At 51.2% G+C, this 20,174-nt stretch carries 14 protein-coding genes; all 14 read right to left on the reverse strand.

Going from position 1 to position 20,174, the window contains the following annotated elements; genetic code table 11:
* Positions 1–171: DUF3276 family protein (locus tag AB1690_07435; GenBank protein MEW6015139.1), on the reverse strand; the 171-nt coding region annotated here is incomplete at its 3' end.
* 335 nt (positions 172–506) lie between these two features.
* On the reverse strand, positions 507–1,427 hold the full coding sequence (locus AB1690_07440) for a DUF5666 domain-containing protein (protein ID MEW6015140.1): 921 nt from the start codon (positions 1,425–1,427) through the stop codon (positions 507–509).
* 193 nt (positions 1,428–1,620) lie between these two features.
* On the reverse strand, positions 1,621–3,432 hold the full coding sequence (locus tag AB1690_07445) for a S8 family serine peptidase (GenBank protein MEW6015141.1): 1,812 nt from the start codon (positions 3,430–3,432) through the stop codon (positions 1,621–1,623).
* A 310-nt stretch (positions 3,433–3,742) separates the two neighbouring features.
* Positions 3,743–5,152 carry a S8 family serine peptidase gene (locus AB1690_07450; GenBank protein MEW6015142.1) on the reverse strand — a complete coding sequence of 470 codons (1,410 nt, stop codon included), beginning with the start codon at positions 5,150–5,152 and terminating at the stop codon, positions 3,743–3,745.
* Positions 5,142–7,895: a CHAT domain-containing tetratricopeptide repeat protein gene (locus AB1690_07455; protein MEW6015143.1), complete on the reverse strand. Its 2,754-nt coding sequence runs from the start codon at positions 7,893–7,895 to the stop codon at positions 5,142–5,144. Before AB1690_07455 ends, AB1690_07450 begins: the two co-directional genes overlap by 11 nt.
* The gene (locus tag AB1690_07460; protein MEW6015144.1) at positions 7,871–8,452 is read right to left on the reverse strand and encodes a hypothetical protein; all 582 of its coding nucleotides are present in this window, start codon (positions 8,450–8,452) and stop codon (positions 7,871–7,873) included. The genes AB1690_07455 and AB1690_07460 overlap by 25 nt, the downstream gene beginning before the upstream one ends.
* A 22-nt stretch (positions 8,453–8,474) precedes the next feature.
* A complete protein-coding gene (locus AB1690_07465) occupies positions 8,475–9,047 on the reverse strand; it encodes a sigma-70 family RNA polymerase sigma factor (GenBank protein MEW6015145.1) in 573 nt (190 codons plus the stop codon).
* A 352-nt stretch (positions 9,048–9,399) separates the two neighbouring features.
* Positions 9,400–10,902 carry a dockerin type I repeat-containing protein gene (locus AB1690_07470; GenBank protein ID MEW6015146.1) on the reverse strand — a complete coding sequence of 501 codons (1,503 nt, stop codon included), beginning with the start codon at positions 10,900–10,902 and terminating at the stop codon, positions 9,400–9,402.
* Positions 10,903–11,089: 187 nt separating this feature from the next.
* Positions 11,090–13,264: a S16 family serine protease gene (locus AB1690_07475; GenBank protein MEW6015147.1), complete on the reverse strand. Its 2,175-nt coding sequence runs from the start codon at positions 13,262–13,264 to the stop codon at positions 11,090–11,092.
* A 4-nt stretch (positions 13,265–13,268) separates the two neighbouring features.
* On the reverse strand, positions 13,269–14,078 hold the full coding sequence (locus AB1690_07480) for a hypothetical protein (GenBank protein MEW6015148.1): 810 nt from the start codon (positions 14,076–14,078) through the stop codon (positions 13,269–13,271).
* Between the two features lie 128 nt (positions 14,079–14,206).
* Positions 14,207–15,283, reverse strand: a complete 1,077-nt coding sequence (locus tag AB1690_07485; GenBank protein MEW6015149.1) for a hypothetical protein — start codon at positions 15,281–15,283, stop codon at positions 14,207–14,209.
* Positions 15,284–15,399: 116 nt separating this feature from the next.
* Entirely contained in the window at positions 15,400–16,665 is a 1,266-nt protein-coding gene (locus tag AB1690_07490) for an OmpA family protein (protein MEW6015150.1), read from the reverse strand.
* Between the two features lie 18 nt (positions 16,666–16,683).
* Positions 16,684–17,478 (reverse strand): OmpA family protein, encoded by a 795-nt coding sequence (locus AB1690_07495; protein MEW6015151.1) that lies wholly within the window; start codon positions 17,476–17,478, stop codon positions 16,684–16,686.
* A gap of 49 nt (positions 17,479–17,527) precedes the next feature.
* Entirely contained in the window at positions 17,528–19,936 is a 2,409-nt protein-coding gene (locus AB1690_07500; GenBank protein MEW6015152.1) for a hypothetical protein, read from the reverse strand.
* Between the last annotated feature and the right edge of the window lie 238 nt (positions 19,937–20,174).

Consider the following 20,174-nt stretch of genomic DNA (forward strand, 5'->3'; position numbering starts at 1 on the left):
AAAAGCATCCTCAAATACTATCACTCGGGCCCGCTGGTACGTGCCATCCTGAACCTTCTTCGATTCTGTTATCATCAGGTACTTGTTTCCATTTGCCGCCTGCTTGACATCGAAGAAATAGGTTTTCCCTTTGACACTGGCCCGTTCGTTGAAAAGCCCTTCTCCTGCCATAAATCCTCCTTGGTAAGGTTTCAATTCGGGTTTTCATTCTTGAGTTCAATTGACATGTTTCAGGTTGCCGCTTATCTCTAAATTTATTAATAGGTTGGGAGACTGACATCTGATGTCAGGGAAAATTGTCATCGGCCGATTTTCTGTTGGAGTGCAAAAGGAAGAAGGGTCTTGATGTCGGGAGACAGTAAAATAAAACGGACGAGTCATTACGACCCGCCCGCTTTTCGCAACCTCTCCTGTTTAAGAGGACTTTGAGAGATTTGCCGACAGCGAAGTTATTCAACCATATGCATTTCGCAGACTTTAAGGGTATCGCCGCTGTAAGGGATTCCCTAGACTGCCACGAGGTCGCCGGCGGAGAAATCAGCCAGAGTCAAGGTTCCGCCGGTGGCGTCAGTCAGCAATGTGCCTTTGCATACCAAGCCAATCCATGACAGCCCCTCGAAAGTAACTATTTTGGCATCAACATCGACCGAAGCCAATGTCGCCTCAAAATTCTCGCAGCGGCTATAGTCGTAGCTGTAATTGGAGGCGATCTTGATTTTTACCGCCAGAAGCGTATTCTCGTCGATGATTTTGGCTTTGACTTCGACGATATCTCCGAGGCTCAGGTCGGCAAAAGTATAGACGGTATCGTTGCTGGAGCCGGCCCGGTTCCAAATCATTTTGGAAGTAGAGCCGGAGTTATCGCCGTCACCGATATGCCCTTCATTGTCGATGTTGTTCGGAATAACTCCCCAGATGACTGTGTTTTCATCGGTGATGATGGTTTCATTGCGGCCGACCACCGTGAAGGAGCCGGCATTATAGTCGATGGTGATGATAGTATCGCGGAAGGCGATATCGTAGTTTCCGGGGCAGGTGTCGCAATGAACCCTGATGCGATGAGCATAGATATAATTATTCTGCTGCTTGACGCCGGAAACATGAACAGAGTCACCCGGCTTTATGTCCGAGAACGGTATGGGGGAATCATTGACATTATTCAGGCGCACGATTTCGCAGTTCTGCAGCGCTATAACCGTCTCCGGCTTTTCATAAAAGGTCAGCATCCGGCTGTTCTGGTCAGTGGTCATGACGCGTGCCGCAAAGCCGGTGGAATCGCCAGTCACGGCATCGGCGCTGGGTAATGTCCCATATCCCTGGGAGGATACCGCCAGCGGATTGGATGAGTTCTGGTTAGAGCATCCGATAAGAGCGATAAACGACCCAACAAGAAAGGTTGCGATAAGGATGGCAAGGACTTTCTTCATTTAAAACCTCCTTCATTTCTTGTTAGAAGTCTCTTTTCCGTCTCTGTCATACAGAGAAGAAGAGAACCGTTTTCGTTCAGCCCGGAAGGGTCGAAATTAGATATTTTTATCCTCGTTATCGGGCTGTTCAGGGTGAAAAAAAGACCGCCGGGTGTTCAATCCGGCGGTCATTGTGACTGCTATCCCTGAGGTACTATTTGAGTAGCGTCATTTTACGGGACATGGCGCCGTTATCGGTGGTCATCCGGTAGATATAGGTACCGGTAGCCACAACATCCCCTCTGACATTGGTGCCGTCCCAGGTAATGGCATGGGAGCCGGCTTCCAGTTCATCGGCGAGGAGGGTTTTGACTGTGGCGCCGAGGATATTATAAATGGTGATATTGACCTTGCTTTTTTCCGGCAGATAGAAGCTGATGGTGGTTCCAAGGTTGAAGGGATTAGGGTAATTCTGGTAGAGATGGAACTCCGCCGGTAGAAGCGGCATTTCACTGGTTTCCTTGGGAGCGGGGGTTCCGCCCAGGGCACGGCAGGCATTGATACGCCCGGTGCCAAGCAACCCCGCGTAGCTCGGATTGAGGGCATCAATGTTGTCGGTGGTAGTCTTAATGCGATTATAGACGTCGGCCCAGCCATAAGACGGGTACTGCGATTTCACCAATCCGGCCAGCCCGGCGACATATGGTGTTGCCATGGAGGTGCCGCTCATGACCGCAAAATAGTCGGGAGTCGGGTCGGCGGAATTGTGATAGGTGCTCACGATGTCCACGCCGGCGGCAGAAACATCAACCCAGGTGCCGTAACTGGAGAAGGAGGCTTTGAGGTCGTTCTTGTCGGTGGCGGCGACATTGATGACATCGGTGCGCGTTCCGAGATAATCGGCGGTGCTGTTATTGCTGTTGCCGGCGGCATGAACAACGGTCACGCCATGCGCTATGGCATAGTCCACGGCGGCGCCCAGACCGCTGGTATTGGAGGAACCCCAGCTGCAGCTGGCGACATGGGCGCCGTTATTGGCGGCATAATAGAACGCCTGCGCCGCAAAATCCATCCGGACATAGCCCATACCGCTGGTGGCGGTCCAACCTATCCTGAGGCACATGATTTTCACGCCGTTTCCGACCGAAGTGGAGGTACCATTTCCCCATCCTCCGGCGGTTCCGGCAACGCCGATAGCGTTATTGGTCATCGCTCCGACTATGCCGGCGCAATGGGTGCCATGACCGCCAAAATCCCGCGGGTCATTGTCGGCCGTAGTGCAGTCTTCACCTTTCTTGCAACGGGTCACGCCGGTAACGAAATCCCAGCCAATCCAGTCATCCACAAAGCCGTTGCCGTCATCATCAATTCCGTTGCCGTTAATTTCATCCAGATTTTTCCAGATATTGCCGCTGGTAGTGGGCCAGGAGGCGCCGCCCAGATCTTTATGATAATAGCGGACTCCGCCGTCAAGGACAGCCACCACCGTATTTGTGCTGCCGGCGTTAATTTGCCAGGCGCAGGGGGCATCCATATCATGGTCGGCGGCATTGGAGAGCCCATACTGGTTCCAGGGGTCGGCCTGCCCGGCAAAATAGTAATCATTGGGAACCAGGTCATAGACCGGATGCATCGCTATCGGCTCGGCGCTCTCAACATTGGGGTCGGCGGCATAAGCGCTGATTACCTCTTCCAGCGACTGAGAGCCTCGATAGGTGATGATGCGGTATCCGGTCAGGTCGGGATATCCTGATTTGGCAACGGCGCCGGGAAATTCCTCCTCGATTGCCACCACGCCAAAGCGACGCGACAGCTGGTCGACAGAGGGAATGCCGGTCATCACTTCTCCCTTGGCGGCGAGAGGAATATGGTTGCCGGTAATGCTGCGGAATTTAACCACGAACTGGTCGGGGACGTAGAGAACCTCATCTGATGTCTCTTCAAACGGGACATAAATCTGCTTCTCAGCCGCGGCTGTGAGGGATAGAAGCAGAGTAAGGACCAGCAACAGTAGAAGTTGCTTCATAAGTCATCCTCCGATGAAACGAACGAAGTTTGGGGGTAAAAAATTACTCAAACTGACCTAAAAGTAGCTCTATGCTTACCTCCTTTCCCTAAAAGTAAGAGGCGGGGAGAACTCTTTTCACCCCGCCCCCGACACGCTAACCCTTCTGTCAGAATGTCAGTCAATACCAATTTTTATTCCATTTTAACGCTTGATAAACAGAGCAGCGGGAGTCTCGCTGTCGTTCAAAAAAACTGAGAGAAATCGAAAAAAAACCGCTGTTGAACAGACAGCGGTTTAATGTTAGTATTCTCTAACAGAAATTCTGAATTTATTGAGCTGGCGGCGGTCCGGTCTTGTACAGGTATGCCAGCAGATAGGTAGTATCCAGAATTGTGATTTTGCCGTCATTGTTGGTATCGGCTATCTGCAGCGGATATGGCTGGGGACCATCCTTGTATAGATAGCTGATGATATAAATGGCATCCAGTATATTGACCAGCAGGTCGCCGTTGGCATCGCCATAAATGGTGGTCCCGGTCTGGCCGAGGGCGGCAAGAAAGTCGATTAAGCCATGACCCAGAAGTCCCTCGTAACCGATGTTAAGGGAGTCAATATTGACGGCGGTTTGACTCAAGACGGTGTCAACTTCGCTCGCCAGGAGCGCCTGATTGCGGCTAATCAGAAGCGCCGCCAGGCCGCTGACAAACGGAGCGGCAAAGCTGGTTCCTTCCCACCAGGCATAGGCTGTATCAAGGTATGCCGAATAGATGGCTGTCCCGGGCGCGCAGAGGTCTATCTTATCGCCAAAATTGGAGAACCCGGCTTTAAGATTGAGAGAGTCAAGGGCGGCGACAGCGAGGCAATAGCCCCGGTCAGCCGGAAACGGAAAGACCAGCGGGCTATCGGTTGAGTCGTTGCCGGCGGCAGCGACAAGATTTACGCCGGACGATTTGGCAAATCGAAGAGCGTCATCAAGGGCGTTATGAATTCCCGTCATGCCAAAACTCAGATTTATGACACGACAGCTATCTTCGACAGCCATCAATACCGCTGATGCCAGACTGAATCCATCCCCAATACCGCCGGTATCGAGCGCTCTATAGACCAGAATTTCTGCCCCGGGGGCAGTTAGATTGAGAATACCGGCAATAAAGGTGCCATGGCCGGAACCGGTACCGCCCGGTTCGTCAGAGGCATCGGAATCATTATTCACAAAATCCCAGCGGGAAACGAGTATTGCCGCGGTTGAGTCAAAGAGAGGGTGCAGGAAATTCACGCCGCCGTCGATATGGGCGATTTTAACTCCCAGGCCGGTGGAAAGGGTTTGCGCTTCGGAGAGCTCCAGGTTGACCGCGGCCGACTGCAGAGTTATAGAACCGATACCTTCGACATCAAGAAACGGCTGGCTTCTCTGGAGTGACTCGGGAGTCATCAGGAGGTAATTAAGGCGACAATAAGCGACATCGGGACGGGCATCGATAACAGTCGCAAGGCTTTCGGCATCCTGTCCCTCGGGGACAGAAAGCAGGAAACAGCCAGTTTGTTGCTGGTGTCCTTTTACCCCGGTTCCGTAGGTGGAGTTGATGATATTTATGCTATACCCGACCTCCATCTTACAGATTATTTCCCCTTCACGGTACCCTCCGAATCCCTGCTGGGCATAAGACGAAAGCGAGGGGGCAATGAGAATGATTAGAAAACAAAGGAAATATCTGAAGGCGGAAAACTTACCTGTCATAGGCACCTCCCATATCGCCCGCTCCGAATACGGAGAACGCTGCCCAGTGATAAGCTGAAGGGAACCGTTCCCTCACTTTGCCGGCAGCCCAGCGGGCGGACTCAAGAATAGAGTTATTCTCTCTCAATTTATTATAATAAGAAATCATCCAAAAGGAAGCAGATTCATCAGAAAGTGGCCAAAGCGCAGCGATTATGTTTCGGGCTCCCATTTCCAGCAGTGACCGCACCAAACCGGTGGCTTCATCTCCGGGGAGCACAAGCTGTTCGCCGGAACGGCAGCCGGCCAGGGTAACCAGATTGACGCGGCATCTTTTGGCGCGAAGGTCGGCCGCAAACAGCGGTCCATCCTCAAGTGCCAAATACGAATAGAAAGGATTATCGGTGCAGAATTGGGCATGCCCGGAATAGTGCCAGACCGCCGCTTCCGGGGCATCAATTATATCTTTGCGGCGACAGGGCGCCGAGAGGGCGGCGTTACCGCTGATTTGAGCCAACAACGACTCTAACTCGTCAGACACATGGGGAATATTTGCCGCTGCCCCCTGGAAGAGATGCCAGCGGGATGAGGCTGAATATACTTTTCGGGCATTTATATAATGCCTCAAACTGGGGGCGATGACAAAATTGAAGCGGTCGGCAAGATACCCCTCATTGTCATAGAGAGCGGCCCAGGGGATATTGCTCAGTTCCCCTTCAGGTATAATCAGAATTCGATGATAGGACTCATCCAGCCGAAGCGGCGCCCAGAGCATATCCCCTAATTCGGAAAGAAGCGACCGCTCCGATTGAAAATTTCTCAGGGAAGTCAGATAACCTGTAAGAAGTTCCGACTCAAGCAGAAAACGCCAGCGCAAAAGAATCTCCTGCAGATGAATTCTTCCTTTTTCAAGCCGATGGGTTTCTACCGTCCCCTGTCGGTGAAGAAATATAATAATATCATCGTCCTGCAGATGAAACTGCACCACCGGATGCTCGGAGGAGACATGGCGGAAGTTCGCCGCCAGTTGTTCCGGCGCATAGGAAGAACCGGCTTTATCCGGTTCACAGGCAAGCATTGACTCACGGATTTCGCGGCGCAGATGTTGAAGCGCCGCCTGATGAGTCGCTGCCGTAAAGCCGCGCTTCCCGTTCCCTTCATAAATCTGATGAGACAGGGCGGCGACCTGACGAGCCAATAAGCCGAGGTTCCTTTGAATTTTTGTCATATCGGTGGCATTCTCGGATTCCGATATCAGCGGCGCCCAGATACCTGCGGTTTTAAACCGCTCCGACCAAACCGCGGCGCGCATCGGGCTGTCTTTCAGCTCCATGTCAATCAGTTTGCGATGCGGCGAATTCTGGGCGCGGGCAAAAGCGGAGCGCAGGTCGAGAGGGGGAAGCTGGGCGCGAAGCAGGTCAAGGGTTTCGGCCGCGGTTTCCCAGTGATTTCGCGCGGCGGCAAGGTCCCCTTGCGCCTGTTTCAGTTCACCCAGGCGGGTCTGCCAGGCAATAGACAGATGGGGCATCTCCCGCAGAGCGCGATTCCGTTTGAGACGTTTCACCGCCACACTGGATAATGATTTTTCATAGCTGAGCCGCAGGTCGCAGATTGCTTCCCAGAGGGGAAGCTGTGCTCGCGAGAACTGCTTGCGGGCGGCGTTAAGATATCTGGTTCTCTTTGAAGAATCGGATTTGGCGCGAACCAAATCCGCCGCTGTCAGTTGGCTGACACCGAGAAACCCCCCGTTTTTCTCTCGGGAAAATCCTTTTAGCGCCTGGACAACAGCTTTTTCGGCTTCGGTTTTCCGCCCAATTCTAAGCGCCGCCTGCGCCCGAAAGAGCGAGGCTTTGCTCCGTTCATATTGCAGACCGAGAACGGCGAATCTCTTTTCGGCAAGGGCGGAGATATCGAAGGCATCATGATTCAGCCCCAGACCCAGATAAACTTCAGCCCGGTCCAGGGCGCAGAGGGCCTCTCCCCGATGGTCTCCCCCGTCACGATATATTTTTTCGCAGGCGGCAAGTTGCAGGAGGGCCTGATGGAATTTACCGGTCAGCATCCACAACCAAGCCAGGCCATAACGGGCATCGTTAGCATCAAGCGTGCAGCCGGCTTCAGCATAAATCTTCTCCGAATCCCGGTAGAGCCTTTCGGCGGCGGCGATATCGAATAACTGGAGAAGGACATTGGCGCGGTTATAGTAACATCTCGCCAGCGCCAGGCGGTTGCCGCTTGCGTCAAAATAGTCTGCCGCCTGGTGATAGATTTTTTCCGCTTCGCGATGCCGGTCCTGACGATGGAGTATATTGGCGTAGTTTACTCTTGCCTGAATCCAGTCATTATCCGCTTTTAAAGCTTTGAATGCGGCCATAGCCCGGCGGGCCGATTGTTTCGCTTTGTCATAGTCGCCCAGATAGAGATATACATCAGCAAGCGCCCGGTCAATCCGGGCACGGACAAGGGGTGATCTTTCGGAAAGGCGGCGAGCGCTAAGATAGGCGCGCCGGGCATCACGATGGCGACCGCTCATATGAGAGAGTCGTCCCACCGCCCGGGCGGCAGTCAGCCGCATCTCGGGTGAATGATGACGGGAGACAGCGGCAAATCGGCGCGCCAGTTTGAGAGCCTCATTAAGAGAGGTCCGTGAGGCTTTCTGAATTAAATTCTCGCAGCCCCGCGCTAATTCCAGCTCAGAAATGTCGACCGCTTCTCCAGTCCGAAGAAACAGCCGCGCCGCTATCTGGGATTGCTCTTCGTCCATTTGATTTTGGGCAGTTTGATAGATTTCTCGCCCGCCTGCAGAGAGAGAGCCCCGGGTGGAGTCTTGCTCGACCATTGATAAAAACCGTGACGGTCGGGATGAACGGTTTTCTTCCCTACATTCAGGTCGGCCTCGCCCATTTCGGCTCCGCTGACCTGGCCGATAAATACCCAGCCCTCATCAGTATGCTCCGCACGAATATCAATATTAATGTTCTCGGCTTCAAAGCGAAGGCGCCGCTGGTCCAGAAGAGATTCTCCTCGAACTCCCACCGGCTGAGGAATTTTCCAGGAATCAAAGGTCAACTCTGCCACCAGAGTCTTGAGCGTTCCAAGAACCCCTGTCCTCTTGCCGAGCGCCACCGCTTTTTCAATCCATCCTGTAGGGGCATCAGGAAGCGGCAGTTGACCCGCAAGCGGAAAGGCTTTCAGCAGTTCCAGTTCCTGACGGCATTCCGGGCAATCTTTAAGGTGCCGGGGCCGTTTTTTATCTTTATCCCGCGCCATTTCTATCAACTCTTCTCTTGTAAAGTGCATATCTTTCATATGTTTCTTCACCGGTCTCATAATACAGAGTGGTTCAATCGGTTTTTCGTTCTCTTAGATATCCGTTGCTGATAAGAATCTCTTTTAATTTCTCCAAACATCGCCTTCGGATGGGTCCTAAACTGTTGGGGGCAAGCCCCAGTTTCCGGGCGATTTCTTCATATGACTCCTCTTCCGCAGCGTAAAAAAACTCTTCGAGGATTCTGCGGCAACGGGGGTCAATCTGCTTGAGGGCGAGTTCAAGATGTATCTGGCATTCGAGACGCTCTAAGGCGACGTCAGGTAGCGGTGACGGGTCCGGTTCCTCGGGATTGACATCACCGCCGGAGTCTTTTTCGGCAAGACGGCTCAGCCGCATCGCCTCGCGCTTGGCGGTGGTAACCAGCCAGGCGGAAATACGGGAGGGGTCTTTTAGTTTGCGGCGATTCTGGTAAAGAAGCACCCAGGTTTGCTGGAAACAATCGGCGGCATCGGCAAGCGACAGCCCGGAGCGGGTGGCGACGGCGTAAACCAATCGTTGATAACGGCTTACCAATTCTTTCCAGGACTCGGGACGATTATGGAGAATCTCCTCCCAGAGTTCGATGTCGGTTTTGTGAACGGCCATATTGGATTTCTCTGCCGATATAGATACCATTATCGGCAGTTAAGTCAATAGATAATAATGGGTGTATGACGTTTGGAATCTACTTTTCCAGATGAAGTACCGGAAGCGAAGATAGAGTTGCGGGAGTGGAGTACTTGTAATGATGAAATGAAAAAGCCCGGCGGAGAGAGCACGGACTCCGCCGGGTTTGGACGTTCAGCCCGCTGAGCCGGGCTGGCCTCCCCTTAAAATTGCGGAGCGGCGGATGTGACGGCGCCGAACTTGAGAGCGCTGAGTACAAATTATGTCATAATGTGTAACTGCTGATTCCAATCATGCTCACCACAAATAGAAGTCCGATCTCTATATTGTATCAGTAAGGGCCTATCCATGGAGGACAAATAGGAGCATTACCATCTTTATATAAATAAGCCAACAGATAAGTCACGTCTAAAATATTAACAGTGCCGTTACCATTTGCGTCACCCGATTCCAATGGAATAGGCGCCGGTCCACCTTTATAGAGATAAGAAATGAGATAGGTCACATCGAGGATATTGACAATGCAGTTTGCATTCGCGTCGCCACAAAGATAGTAAACACTGAATGGACCAGTTGAATCGAGCACCGGAACCATATACCAATCAGTACCTTCTATTCTCAGATAGAAAGTGCATCCGAGTATGTTCGGGACCATCCAATCGTAACTATTTATAATTATGTTGCTATCGATCGGAACCCAAGAGGACATGTTGTCGATTGAATATGAAAGGTCTAGCCGCTGAAAACAATCCTCCGCTAATCCATGCGGACAATCAACTTCAAAGTCCATTGAGAGAAGTGATCCGATATGTACTGAATCACTTTGATTAATGGGGATTATTCTAGTTTTGCAGGGCGGTTGATTCAGAGTGACCGTTTCAATGACCTGAAGCAGGTCGCGCGCGACTCCCTCCACTAGCAACATCACGGTTATGGTATCAACAGCACCCACAGGAGGATAGCACAGGCCTTCAGTATAAGCCACAAAAGTAACTGGTATCGAATCATGTGCTGGAACAGTACAAATTTCACTGTAACTACAGTCGACAGAATACGGTATGAACGGCGTGTGCTCCAGGTAACAGTCAATTGGAAAATCGGAATTATTCTTCAAGTAAATGGTAGTGTCGTAATCGTGTCCTGCAGGCCTTGAAAAATTAAGGCTGTCTAAACTGAATTCAATGCTAGTATCTGTGGAAAGTGCTTCAAAACAGACATCATCAAAGTAGGTAAAATTGCCATCCTCACAGGATTGTAGTACGATTGTACCGGGTGCCATAATTGGAGAAGGGTCGAGATAATTCAGGGAGTCTCCGCTTCCGTCTGGCATTCTGTAGCCATATGTGATGATATTGGGTGCCTCTCTTCTTATGAAAACCTGAAACCATTGATACGATTGAAGTATGACAGGTATGGAGCTGACTGGGGTGATACCCTTCTGGAGAATAAATGTAGTCCCCGGTACAAATCGTACTCTGTAGCCGCCATCTGTCATGCCGATAGGTACCTGGATGGCAAATTCGTTATCCGTGGAGCCAGTCTGATGATTTGCCCACACACTATATTCTCCATATATGGCTGAAAAATCATTGCGATAAATCTTTCCCCAGCAAAAGAATTGTGCTTCTCTAGACAGGCCAATACTCTTCGCTCCAGAATGTACTGGAGTGGTTGCAACGACGACTCCACCTTCAGTGTTGGTCCAATTGGAACTCCAGTCATTCTCAAACCCATCACAAAATGATAATTGTGCATATGTTCCAGGATGAATTAACATCACAAATGACAGAGGCAATACCAACAGGGCTCCTCTCCATGACATTTCTACGTTCATAATACCTCCAATAGCGACAGATTATGTATTTTCTAATAATTCGATCTAACCTAATGAGCTTGCCTTTCGGAAGCCTCTTCCAGAATGAAACATCACTTGCAGTCACAGCATTTTGAAGCTGCGACAGCCTGAACTATTCCTAAATCCTAATAGAGACATAGTGGCAGACAGAGAACTCTGCCGGAGGTTATTTTGAGATTTTTGAAGATTTTTTCAGATTTTCGGCCGCCCGAAGCTGCCCCTCGGTTACCCAGCCAGAATCGGTCCAGTAGGTGACGGTGTCAAGAAGATGCGCGACATATCGCTCATACGGAATATTAGGCAACTGTCCTTCACTTACCCCTCTATCACGGAGTTTCCGAAAGGGGTCATTGAGAACCGGCTGGACGACCCGGAGTCGGGCATCCAAAGGGTACAAAATATCGTAGGCGCCATATTTGGCATCACCATGCTCTCTAATATTCACGGCATAACCGTTGTCGGTTTTCCAGATTCCGGCGCCTCCTGGCTGATTATAGGGAAGGGCCGAGAAAGCTTTGCTGAGATCAGTCTGCGGGAAAAGAACATATGCCAACTGCGTACCGCGTTTAAGCCATGAACGGTCTCGAAATTCGTTCTTTGTGTATGGAGGCGAGCAGCCCCACGCCGAATCGGGGTCAATTACCGCAAGAGCGGCACAGCCCATCGGGTTATTGTAGCTGAGAAAGAAGACCTCCAAGTCGCCGTCAGAGTCGAAATCGTCGGCGAAACAGGGCCAGCTGGCGCCGGCATTTATGTACCAGCCGAGTGAATCGCCATAAACCGTCCAGAAGGTAGCATGGGAACCGGCCGGTGTCTGGGTGCATACTGTGGTAACAATGATTTTTTCATCGTCAAATTCAAATACCCTAATATGCTCGGCGTCAACAGTATATGGAGTATCAACGATATATTCATTCGGAATCATACAGGACCGCTTGAAAAGCAATTCACCGTCAAAAGAGTAGCAGAAAAAGCAGGCATATTCGGGAGTGCGCTCCAATGCTTCCGGTAGAATCAAGACCTCATTTCTGCCATCGTCATCCAGATCATACAAAATCATATTTGACGCCTGAACATGGTCGGCAGGGATAGTCCAGGGAAACTCCAGCGTCCAGAGCAATGTATCGCCGGAGTTGAAGAATTCAATGGCTTTGTTATCGGTGTCGACATGGAACCTCACCGGGTTGTCGTTTTCAATGGGAGTGAATAACTTCACGGAGAAAAAGGCAAGAAGCGACAACATCACCACTAACATGGGAATCTCGAACTTCGGATTGCGGACCGTTTGAACTGTTTTCCGCGCCCGATACGCCACCGGGCTGACTTTGCTTCTGGTCACAAAGCGGGGGTCGGAGAGCACGCTCGGCAGTTCCTCCACCCCGTACAACTCCAGTTTGCGGCGGGGATAAGGCGACTCCAGCTCTTTGAGATAGCCCCAGCAGTCATCGATATGCTCCCGCGGTATTACCAGATATTTCAAGCCGGAATGGAAGGCGCGGAAGATTTTCAATTTCAGCCCCTGGGCGTCAATCGGCAGGATTTTACCCTCGGCAGATAACGCTCCCGAAAAGACGGCGTCGGGGGCGACACTGATTTTCTCCCGCAAGACTTCAAGCCTGGCAATCGCCGCCACGGCTCCGACAGCGAAGGCGACCCCGAGCGAATCGCCGGTAAAACGGGCGCCGGTATGGTCCACATGAAAGTTTATCCGATAGCGACGTCGCGACGGCAGATTATGGCTCTGCTCCAGATATTTTCGGGCCGCCGCCGCCGAATCGCGCGCCTGTTTCAGAAAAGAGTCGTTTGATTTGAGAAGGGGATTGCGGATATCGACATCATCAGTCTCATTCCGGGGTGATATTCTCTCGGCCGAGACCCGGAGTGTCAGGATTCTCCCTCTGGGGTCAAGACCGAGTTCCGGGAAATGCTCAACAAACAGGGCTTTAAGAGATACTCCGTTTCCTTTTTCATCTGATTCCGCGATTAATTCGCCATTATGCACGGCGCGCAAGTAATCAGAAATCTTCCGATGCAAAGTCTGCAGATGCTCCAGGTCATCGCCGGAGCAGATTCCGGCAGGAAGCCCGCCGAGAAACTCCAGCAGTCCTGAAAGCTGCACGGCATCAGCCGGAAGAAATTCACGCGGGTCGGCTTTCTGTGAGGCGACGGTCAGTTTCGGAATAAATTCCTTAAAGTACGGTTCGACAAGTTCGGGGAGTTCATCTTTCAAACCGGAAAAGAACTTCAAAATGCAAACAGTTTCCAGTTCCGGCGACGGCGCCAGCCGCAACGCCTGACGCAGACGTTCGCTCTCGGATTCAATTTGCAGGAAATTGGGCATAGCCTCAGGTGAAGAGGTAGATTTCGATAGTATCGCGGCTGTCTATTCGGGGCAATTCCAGTTGGTCGGTCAGGTCCGATTTAATCATCACAAGTTCCCTGGAGCCCTTTTCGCGGACAGCAATTTTCAGGGGAGCGGCCGGAACGCCGGTTTCTTTCGGCATAATTTCAAGTCGCAGCGCCTTGCCGGCGCCGGTGTCCTGGAGTGATATTCTGACCTGGTCGCCATCCGGGCTGGATAGAATAATTGTCCCTTCCGGTTGTGGAATATCTTTGAAAGGAACAAGGCAAAAACGGGCGCGGGCAACGCGGACTTCAGCGGTGAGTTTCTCCGAATCAGGCCAGGGGATTCGACCGAGGTTGACCCGCCCTTTCTCATCGGTCATACATTCACTTCCGCCAAAAGGGCTCACCAGGACGTTTTGATAGAGCGAAGGGTCATCAGATATGAGATATAGCCAGACCTCGCGGGTATGGGAATCGCGCACCGCTTTCAGCATGATGCGCTGGTCAGTGGAAAGCAAAGTAGTCGATTCGGAGCCGACCTCCAGTTTCAGCCCTTCGGCGGCAATCGCCGGCATTCCGACCTCAGTCAGCAGAGCGCCGCGCCACTGATAGAGATAGAAAAGGCGGGGCGAATCCGGTTGCGACCAGCGGCGGGAATAATGTTGCAGTTCCTCCCGTCTTTTCTCCACCAGAAAACGGCAAAGATGACAGCTCTCCAGGTGTCGCTCCAGCGCGGCGCGCTCTATCGAATCCGATCCCAGTATAAACAGGTCCCATTCATTAGCCCCGGGACACGGGACTGAAGTCATACTCCTCCTTCGGGCAATATATGACGTATCTTACCAATACGCAGACAACCTAACATAACTGCTATCCCAAAATACGCATCCCTTCCCCGTCTACAATTCCTATTAGTGGCACAGGGAAATAAATGCCGTCAATTCCCATACTTTTTTCTAAAATAATCATTAAAACGCTGCCGGGCATGATATGCCAGGGTGTCGAATTGGCGGTACTCTTCGCGATAGACATTGCCGCTCACCCCGCCTTTAATATAAGGCTCTAAATACTGCCAATAATACATTGTATCGTAATAAGATACGAGGTCGTCGGTCAAATTGAGCAGGGCTTTTTGAAAAACCTCAGCCAGCGGCTCGGACAGCATCCCTTTCGACACCCAGTCATCAATAATCTCCTTGACATCCTCCAGCGCCGCAAGGCAAGCCTGGTTCGCATCTATCTTGTGATGGGGGTTTACCACAGGTACGGGTGGAGGCTGTTCTAACTGTTCCTTGAAATACTCCGCGAGCAAGTCAAACAGTTCTTCAATCGACACTACCGGTGAGCGTGAGCCGATTATATTGACCTCTTCTAACAGCGCCTCAATAATGTCTCCCAGGCTTTTCTTATAGGTCGGGATACGATGAAGAATGTTATTCAATTCGTCGCGGCTGCACAGGGGAGTTCCTTCGCGCAGATTACTGATGTCCGACAGTACTATCCAGCGAGGGGCATCATCCGGAAAACGACGGAACCGTTTGTCCCTTCTTAATGTCACATAATAGTTGCGATGAAGTTTCGGTATTACCGGGTTATGCTCAGCCCAGCGATGGAAGAGTTGCTGCAAGGCTTCACGATAAATGACCCTTTCATACACCAGGAAGAGCTCGGCATCGGGCAGCTCTGTTGCCCAGCATACCGATTTGCGGAAATATCGTTCTCGGTCTTTATCTGAAAAGATGTTTCCAAGCAGGGTTAGCGCCATCTCCTCCGGGGTGCAATCGGCCGATTTGACGGCGGCGCGGAGACGGTACTCCAGGCACCCTGCTCGAGTAGCGACCATATAAGCGCCCATCTGGATAAGACGATTGAGGTCATGACTTGATATTGTGCCGTCACAGAGACGGCGAATCAGTCGCGCAATTTCGATGACAAACGGTCGGAGTTCTTTCACGTCCTGATAAATGCAAAGGGATGGGTCGGTTGATAGAATTATGGAACTAATATACGGCATTGCGCCTTTTCGTCAATGCCAAAGTAGGTGATGAATTCCTTTCCGCCTATATTTCAATTTAAGGCGCAAGCCGGTATCAATGTCATTGCGCGAAGCCCGCGCCGCAAGAGAATACCTTACTCAACTTTCAGAATTTGAATCATGGTGTCGGTATGAGATTCTCCGGTTTGCGGGTCGAGCCAGGGGTTGGCGACAGCGATTCTCACCGAGTTGCCATCTGCATCCAAACCGAAGAGGGCGCTGGTTTCATCCTCACCAAGGACCGAAAGAGTAGTCTGTTTCTGATAAAAGGTTACAACTTCTTTTATATTGTCGCCGGTTCTGTAACAATAAATCTCTTGCCCCATCACTTCCCTGGCGTATTTGGTTTGAGCGGCATCAAGTTTCGCCCCGGGATAAATCTCCACATCGAATTGCGTTTCGTTCTTTTTGACGGCAGTAGCGCCGGATGTTGCCTTGCCGGTTTTGACCAGTTCTACTCTCCGGTTTTTGGCGCGTCCTTCCTCCGTGCCATTATCGGCAACCGGTTTGTCCTCGCCATATCCGACCGTGGAGAGTCGAGCTTCGTCGATTTTCTCAGCAACAATCGCCTCCTTGACTGCTTTCGCCCGGTTTTCCGAAAGAAGAATATTGGCGGCGGAATCGCCAACATTATCGGTATGCCCTTCAACACCAAGCATAAGTTCCGGGTTGGTCTTCATCATCTGGACTATCTGCTCTATGATTGGTCTGGAGTCAGGGCGAATAGTCGCTTTCCCGAAATCGAAGTTGATATATAAAGTCACTTTTCCGTCACGGTTGAGAGCCTCAAACATTCCGCTGGCGGTGACATCCTGTTTCATCGCTTCCTTGACAATAAGAGTCAAATAATATTCAAAGCCGTCATTGAAGGTCACGATTTCGACCCAGAGTTCATTATCGCCTTTAAGAACCTTGCCGGTCAGCATGCGGTAGCCGCAGTTTATGGCGCAGTTGGCGCCCTCGCAGATGCCGTCAAAGATGACCGTTCCGCCCATATTCCGGATGGCGCTTTCGTAGTTGCGAATAATCTGTAATTCGCTCGCCTGTTCACTCTCCTCACCCATCATATACGACCGGAACATTTTTCGGCCTTCAATGGTGGTGCAGTCATTGCCGTTGTAAAAATGGTACTCGTCAAACTCCCGGTCACCGGTGTCAATGATCTTATACTTCGGCATTCCGGAAAAGTACGGCGTGTCTTTAAGTTGCGGTTCCTCGGCTGCTTCTTCCGTTTCTTCTGTGACCGTTTCTTCCGTGACGGCTTCTTCCTCCCCTTCTTCCTCCTGCGCTACCGCCGGCAGGGATAATAGGAAGAGAGGAAGTATCAGCGCTGTGACCGTCAGAAATCTTTTAAGGTACATAGCTACTCCCTTTCGATATCAGTTAGATTTTGTAATCATAATCTGTGTGTCGTTGCGGGTCTTACCCGTATAACTATCCAGCCAGGGACTGGAAATGGAGATTATCAGGATGACGTCATCGGCGCTTCTCATATATGAAACAACGGTTTCGTCGCCGTAAAGCGGCATGAACCCCGCTAATCTTGCCGTTATATTATCATAGAAGGTCTTGACCTTATCGAGTTCCGCGGAGGACACAAAACAATAGCCGTCAATACCCAGGATGTTTCGAGAAAATCGGGTCAGTTCTTCGTAAAGCGCAGCCCCGGGGAAGATATCGATGCCAAAAGGGTTTGAGATGGTAGCCAGTGAGACTCCGGATGAATCAAGGGCGGAGACTACTACCAGGTTAATTCCGCTTTGAGTATTACCGGATTTAGCCGATATCTCCAGTCCGACAGGTTTGATGCGGAGACGGCTCGAATCGATGCCCTTTGCCACGATGGCATCTTTGAGCTCTTTGGCGCGCTCACTCGCGAGAGATTCCGACTTTTCGCCGACGCCGGCATAAGATTCAATTATCAGGTTCAACGCCGGGTCAACATTCATAACTTGAACAAGTTCCTCAACGAATTTTTGTGATTCTGATTGGAGTGTGGCGCTCCCGTTTTGGAAGGAAACGTCTAAGGTTACGCGACCATTGAAGTACAACTTATCCAGCAGAGTCAATTGGCGGGTTTCGGTAGAATCAGACTCCTGAGGTACTGATTGATTAGATAACAGCGCCCAGATGATTATAAATATTACATAATAGAAATTCTTCTCTGCCTTCATAGCTCCTCCATGACATTCTCACATCAATTCAGTTACCCCATTTCGAGAGTTACTGCTTCAACTCGGGGACAGCCGCGCCCTGCACCATCGCTTCGCTCAATTTCTGACCGGCATTTGAGCAGCCCTGGGATGTTTCAGAAAAACTCTGGATAGCCTCTCCAAAAGCGGTGAATTCCGACTTCATTCCAGAGATGCGAGGAAGAAAACCTTTGAAAATCTCGCCCCACTCGCTTTGCGGGAGGGTCAGGGCTTGTTCAATTTCATTGAATAATTGCTCACCGGAGTCGTTAACAGCCTGAAACGGTTTAATGGTGCCATTCATGAACTGGTCCAGGCAGTTCACCAATTGCTCGATGCTATTGTTGACCTGGCTCAGCTCAATTGTGGAAGCGGATGAGCGGTCCAACTTATCGCATTCGCAGTTGAGCGGTATGCCGCCGGAACCGCGCGGGGTCTGCGGCGGAGGCGGCGGGGGCGGTGGCGGTTCCTCACCAGAGTTGTCATCAGATGGAGAGTCATCGGCAGGGGTATCTGATGGCTCACCGGGCGGCTGCTCGTCGGGCGGTTCGGTAGGCGGTTTCGGCTCGGGGGGCTGGGGAGGAGGTGGCTCCTTAGGTTCAGGGGGCTTGTCGTCGGGGGGTTGGTCCGATGGCGGCTCTTTCGGTCCCGGTTTACCGGGTTGACCGGTCTCGCCGCCGTAGTCCTTGCAGAGGTCCATCAGACGGTTATCTATCTCATTATATTCGTCGCGAATTTGATTGGCTTCGCGCCTCAGATTCTGGAGTTCCTGTACAATCTGTGTCATTTTGGCGAGGGCATCCTGCGCCGCAAACCAGGCCTCACCGTATTCAAAGACATCTCCGGCAATCCCGAGAGTGAACTTCTTGAAGGTACTAATCTGCATCGTCTTGTACATTTCCCAGAGCGACCAGTCTCCCTCCCAGGTTCCCTTTTCTGTGGCTTCAAAGGCGGCATCAAGATAGTCCACAAAATTATCGAGGTCTTTCCAGCTTGCGGATGCCCCCGAGGCCGCCGAGCCAATCGCCCCGAGACAAGACCCGGCTATCGACATAAGTTTCTCAAAGGCTTTGGTCAGGTTTCTATCAACCTCTTTATGCGCCCGCTGAAAACTCGGGTCATTCAGTTTTTCTTTCAGTTCCGCCGTCTTCTCGTTGAGCCGCTCTTTTATCTCTTTCAATTTGTCTCTCAATTTCTGCTTGGTATCTTCATCGCAGTTGACGACTTCGATGTTGATAATATGCTCATCCTGGTCGCCGCAGTCAGTCGTGCCCCGTGCCGCGGTAACCCCCTCTTTATTTCCCTGAATTACCAGCGAAGTGCCGAGGTTCTGGACAGTGGCGATGGCGTCATCAGCGACAGGAAAATCGAGAAGTTCTCCATCCGGAGGGTCTTGTATGATAGGGACCTGAACCGGCGGTTTTTTCGCAGCGTTTTCATCATAGATGCCTATCACCGGAATTTCAGCGCCGCCATTGACCGAAAGAAGTTCAACGACGGTTCCTGAAATCTTCCCCTCGACTTTTTTTCCTTTCTTGGGCTGAAATTCAGCTCTTATGGTGGCGCGTCCGGCTTTATTGCCGGTCGCCGTGGCGGTCTTTCCGGAGCCGGAGATGGTGAAGACGTCAGAGGGGTCAGAAATCCAGGTGTAGGTGCCTTCGGTTTCAGGCTCAACAGTCGCCGTCAGTTCGGCGCCGACACCAATCATGATATTGGCGCAACCGTCAATGGTCACTTTGGTTTTTTCGGGAGGTCTTGCTCGCAAATTGATTCGGCCTTTCATGATATCCGGACAGTAGGTCACACTGCTTTGTTCCTCCCAGATAAAGGTCTTGTCAAAATCCTCAGTGAGGTCTTCCTGAGACAAAAATATCGGGGGTGATGTCGTGGGGACTTCCGGGTCATCGAGATTTCCAAGATAGATACTGTAATCGAGATTCGATTCGGTCTTTTCGTACCCCTTGTCCCCATAGCCATATCCATAGCTCGTATTTATGCATGTGGCCAGGTCCCAAGTCGCAAGGTGAAATTCGCTGGTTTTCTTGGCCGTATTCATCCTGAGTTCGACCGATACCCGGGCGTGAGGATTGGTGCGACAGGAAAAATCAATGACCAGTTCATTATAGACTTCATCATATCGCCGGCATGGTTCGGTGTTGAAGCTAAACGTGAGTTCATCGGCATAATACTCCAAAATATCCGGGTCGTCATTCTCCACCGGCTCCAGGTACCCCGAAACTCGAAAGGAGATTCCGCCCCCGCGATAGCTGGCGTTGGAGGGGTCGCGGTCCAGCTGTCCTGTAATATCCAACTCCAGCCAAATGCGCTCGTCGTCTCGGGCAGAGGATTGTCCGACCTGAGACCGAGCGGAACCGGCGCTGACCACTATGAATAACAGGATGATTGCAGAAAGGAGGTATCGGCAACGGTAAAGGACCATGGGATCCTTCCAATCTATAATAGATTCAATTTGCTAACTTGAAAAAAGCGCCCGCTTCAATAAACCGGCAATCCGTTTTTTGAAGATGTCGCTTAAGAAATACCACCAAAATAGTACAATTAATAGTGGTATAAGTCAATAAATATATCTAAGATTTGATAAAACAGTTGGATTCCCTCGGAATCTTACTCCGCAAGCAGACGATGGTCAATCACGATAGGAGCAGGGATAATTGGGA

This window comes from Candidatus Zixiibacteriota bacterium (assembly GCA_040753495.1).
Classification (GTDB): Bacteria; Zixibacteria; MSB-5A5; order GN15; family PGXB01; genus DYGG01.

Excerpts from the sequence above, each read along its gene's own strand:
- AB1690_07440 (MEW6015140.1), bottom strand. The coding sequence starts at position 1,427 with ATGAAGAAAGTCCTTGCCATCCTTATCGCAACCTTTCTTGTTGGGTCG.
- AB1690_07445 (MEW6015141.1), bottom strand. The coding sequence starts at position 3,432 with ATGAAGCAACTTCTACTGTTGCTGGTCCTTACTCTGCTTCTATCCCTC.
- AB1690_07450 (MEW6015142.1), bottom strand. The coding sequence starts at position 5,152 with ATGACAGGTAAGTTTTCCGCCTTCAGATATTTCCTTTGTTTTCTAATC.
- AB1690_07455 (MEW6015143.1), bottom strand. The coding sequence starts at position 7,895 with ATGGACGAAGAGCAATCCCAGATAGCGGCGCGGCTGTTTCTTCGGACT.
- AB1690_07465 (MEW6015145.1), bottom strand. The coding sequence starts at position 9,047 with ATGGCCGTTCACAAAACCGACATCGAACTCTGGGAGGAGATTCTCCAT.
- AB1690_07470 (MEW6015146.1), bottom strand. The coding sequence starts at position 10,902 with ATGAACGTAGAAATGTCATGGAGAGGAGCCCTGTTGGTATTGCCTCTG.
- AB1690_07475 (MEW6015147.1), bottom strand. The coding sequence starts at position 13,264 with ATGCCCAATTTCCTGCAAATTGAATCCGAGAGCGAACGTCTGCGTCAG.
- AB1690_07480 (MEW6015148.1), bottom strand. The coding sequence starts at position 14,078 with ATGACTTCAGTCCCGTGTCCCGGGGCTAATGAATGGGACCTGTTTATA.
- AB1690_07485 (MEW6015149.1), bottom strand. The coding sequence starts at position 15,283 with ATGCCGTATATTAGTTCCATAATTCTATCAACCGACCCATCCCTTTGC.
- AB1690_07490 (MEW6015150.1), bottom strand. The coding sequence starts at position 16,665 with ATGTACCTTAAAAGATTTCTGACGGTCACAGCGCTGATACTTCCTCTC.
- AB1690_07495 (MEW6015151.1), bottom strand. The coding sequence starts at position 17,478 with ATGAAGGCAGAGAAGAATTTCTATTATGTAATATTTATAATCATCTGG.
- AB1690_07500 (MEW6015152.1), bottom strand. The coding sequence starts at position 19,936 with ATGGTCCTTTACCGTTGCCGATACCTCCTTTCTGCAATCATCCTGTTA.